The organism is Chroococcidiopsis cubana SAG 39.79 (assembly GCF_003991895.1).
Lineage (GTDB): Bacteria > Cyanobacteriota > Cyanobacteriia > Cyanobacteriales > Chroococcidiopsidaceae > Chroococcidiopsis > Chroococcidiopsis thermalis.
Genome location: NZ_RSCK01000225.1, coordinates 1 through 3,098 on the forward strand (window position 1 = coordinate 1; position 3,098 = coordinate 3,098).

The 3,098-nt window shown below is 43.0% G+C and carries 4 protein-coding genes; 3 read left to right on the forward strand and 1 reads right to left on the reverse strand.

The features are described from left to right. The first annotated feature begins 211 nt into the window (after positions 1–211). From DSM107010_RS37430 to DSM107010_RS37440, 3 genes are read left to right on the forward strand one after another with little or no spacing between them, the layout of a single operon-like run. Entirely contained in the window at positions 212–562 is a 351-nt protein-coding gene (locus tag DSM107010_RS37430) for a hypothetical protein (RefSeq protein ID WP_106171129.1), read from the forward strand. 14 nt (positions 563–576) lie between these two features. Beyond that, entirely contained in the window at positions 577–858 is a 282-nt protein-coding gene (locus DSM107010_RS37435) for a hypothetical protein (protein WP_106171126.1), read from the forward strand. A gap of 27 nt (positions 859–885) precedes the next feature. After that, a complete protein-coding gene (locus DSM107010_RS37440; protein ID WP_106171124.1) occupies positions 886–1,206 on the forward strand; it encodes a hypothetical protein in 321 nt (106 codons plus the stop codon). 65 nt (positions 1,207–1,271) lie between these two features. On the opposite strand, the gene DSM107010_RS37445 is transcribed toward DSM107010_RS37440, so the two are convergent. Next, a complete protein-coding gene (locus DSM107010_RS37445; RefSeq protein ID WP_106171122.1) occupies positions 1,272–2,714 on the reverse strand; it encodes a M23 family metallopeptidase in 1,443 nt (480 codons plus the stop codon). Between the last annotated feature and the right edge of the window lie 384 nt (positions 2,715–3,098).

The window sequence follows — 3,098 nt, forward strand, 5'->3', positions numbered from 1 at the left end:
CCGCTCTGCTATTTCCAGAATTTTTAGCCCAAAGCGCTTCTTAGTATTTCATTATGCTTTTATTAGAGGCGTTTGCCCTGACCTCAAACCCTACAGTGAAGCTAGAGGGGAGGAAGTCTAACACACCAATAAAAAAAGGGGGTAGAGCTAATCGCCCCCTGAGTGCATTCCTAAAATAACTACTTCAATTTTAACTTTTGTGGAGGTAATTATGAAACGACTTACAGCCTTACTGACTGCGCTAACGGTATCCATAGCAGCTCCTACACCACCAGCAAAAGCAGGTAATTTCGAGGATTTAACTTTTTACGTGTGTTCTGAAGCCTCCACCGTTGCTGGTTTGGGTCGTGCTACCAATCTACTAGCAGAAACAGCGTCGGAACAACTTAACTACGAATTGGCTTACCAGATGGGACGAGGGTTGCTGTACCACGCTCTAACAGAAGTCTGTCCCGAACACTTTAAAAACCTCTATCCACTAGTGCAAGGAGAAACAGCAGAAACCACCGACAATTACAAACAATTCGTACTAATCACAGGATTAAAAAGTCGTTTTGACTAAAGAGGTGTATCCAAATGCTTAGCTCCAAACTTCAAGCTTCAATCATCAAAAGCTACAAGTTCAACCTAGAACAAAAGCTGTGGCTGATGAAGTACGTAGAATCCATAACTAGCCGTCAACCCAAGCTATTTATCAAGCTATTAAACGAGTCAGATGAGAGGTGGGGAACAGAGACGGCACTCAGAATACACGAAGCAGCTACTTATTTGCTTTCACGTAAGGACATGGAATGGGGCAATCGTGTTGCAGAAGTGGCGATACAACTCTTACGTCTTGAGAAGCTGCTTGAAAGGTAAACAGATAACAACTACAGGAGTAAATCAATGTTTGGTAAAAACCTGGTCAACAAACAAGCTTTTAAAATTGTATTCGACAACCCTCTTCTCGTTGAGGCACTATTTCCACATGAGGCAGCCAGAAAACTAGCTATATCCACACACGGAAAAATTATAGAAGAGCTAGCAGAAATAGCCAAGACAAGAAACTCTAAAGCTTTCTGGAGCAAATTGAAAACAGCAGGTAATGACGACACAATAGTTAAAGTTTCATACCTCTTCTACAGATATGTAAAGGAATTTGAGCCTGATGCTTGTGAATGGTTCAGAAAACAAGTTATTGCTGGCAAGAGTGTTAGAAATTTCTAGAATATAAGTAGTGCTAACTCAGTCTGATAACCTCCTAGTCACCTCCCTCTAGGGGGTTTTGTCTATTAGTACAACATTCCACCTGGACGGCGTTGTCTCAGTAATTCAGCTTCTACAATTCTCCTAAACGATTCAGTGGCTTGCTCTTGCAGCCTACTAGCTTGTGCATCTGACATACTGCCTTCGCCGTGGTTGGTGATATTTATAGGCGCATTAATCACCACTTGACCCCCTCCGCGCTGTTGACCGGGTGTCAAAACCATCTCTCCTTTATGCAAGTGAGCTAACCCATCGTATTGCATCATTCCACCTTGGGCGAAGTGTGGAATGGGTAACGCCGCAGTACTTAAACCAAAATCAGGTGTGCGTCCACCAAACAATCCACCGAGCAGTGAGCCGAATAAACCCTTACCACCACTAGCACTACCGAGGATGCTATTTAAGCCTAAATCAAGGAGTCTGGAGGATAGATTGCTTAGCAAGTCTAATGCAACGTCACCTAAAGATTTAGTGCCGCTGATGAAACTGCGAATGGCTTCTGTGAACGCACCAGCTACACCCTCTTTGAGTTGAATCTCCAGTTGATGTGACTTTTCGTAGTTTTCTCGAAGTAACTCATTTAAACGCACAAGTCCAGAAGCACGTTTTTGACTCCAATCAACAGCCGTGTTAATAGCGTCGTAAGGAGATTTGTAATTAGCTTCTGCGGCAGACCTGTAGTTTGTCATAAAAGAATTGTGTTGTCGGATTCCACCAAGCCTGTTTTGATATCCAGAGGCAGAATTCGCATTACGAGCAGCATTGTACTGTTGTGTAAATTGATTGCTTGCTCTCAGATTATCCAGTCCTAACAATTTAGCTATTGCTGGGTTCCGCTCTCCTCCAGCACCACCAAGACCCCACTTACCTGTGCGTAGTGATTCGTAGTACGCATCTAAAACGTTCGAGGGTGCTTCAATGTGAATGTGGATGCCCGTGGAGTTACCTGTAGTACCTTGGATTCCTAAACTCTGACCGCGTGTAACAGTCTGCCCACTCTTTACCGCTAGACTTGCAAAGTGTCCTAATACAACTTCTTGTCCGTCATTGGTCTCTAAGACAATTGCATTACCTAAATCGCCTCTATTGCCAGCAAACTTAATACGTCCTGTGATAGGGCTGGGTACTGCAACGCTTTTACTACCACCACGACTAATAGTTAAATCTCTAACAACACCTCTACTTGTCCTCTGGTAATCGTGATGTGGAGATGCATCGGCGTGTGAAGTAACGTTGGGGTCGTATGGGTCTGCAATGTGATACCTTCCAGCAGCCATTGCACCACCAGAACCACCCCAGATTTCACCCCATCCATTAGCAAAGTTAGATGTAAATTGTTTTGCTTTCTGAATGGCTGTATCTAAGAAAGTTATAATCTTTCCAAACACATCAGCTATACTTTTTACGGCTGTTAACGCCTCATTTAGCACTGAACCCCAAAGCTGAAAACCCTTACCAATCAAATTCACAGCACCACCGATGACCTTCAGTATTGCTGGATTTCTCTCTAGGTAACTGCTAAATTCTTGAGACAGTTTATTTACAGTTTTTAACGAATTCGTAATAAATGTACCGATTGCTTGAGCTACAGCTTTAGCTTCGTCTTTGTGGTCAACGAGCCATCCAGCAAAAGTTTTAGCTAAATCGTTAATAGATTTGAAATCGACCTGTAGCCCATCAAAGAATGATGCTGCTAGGTCTAGGGCTGCGTTGATGGCTGGTTGTATGTTCTCGAAGATTTTAGCAAAGGATTGTGTGATTCTATCGCTGAGGTTAGGCAGCTTGTAAAAATAACTTGAGCAACTAAGTTATTACTCTTGGATTGATTTGATAGTTCCAATCGCCATGAAATC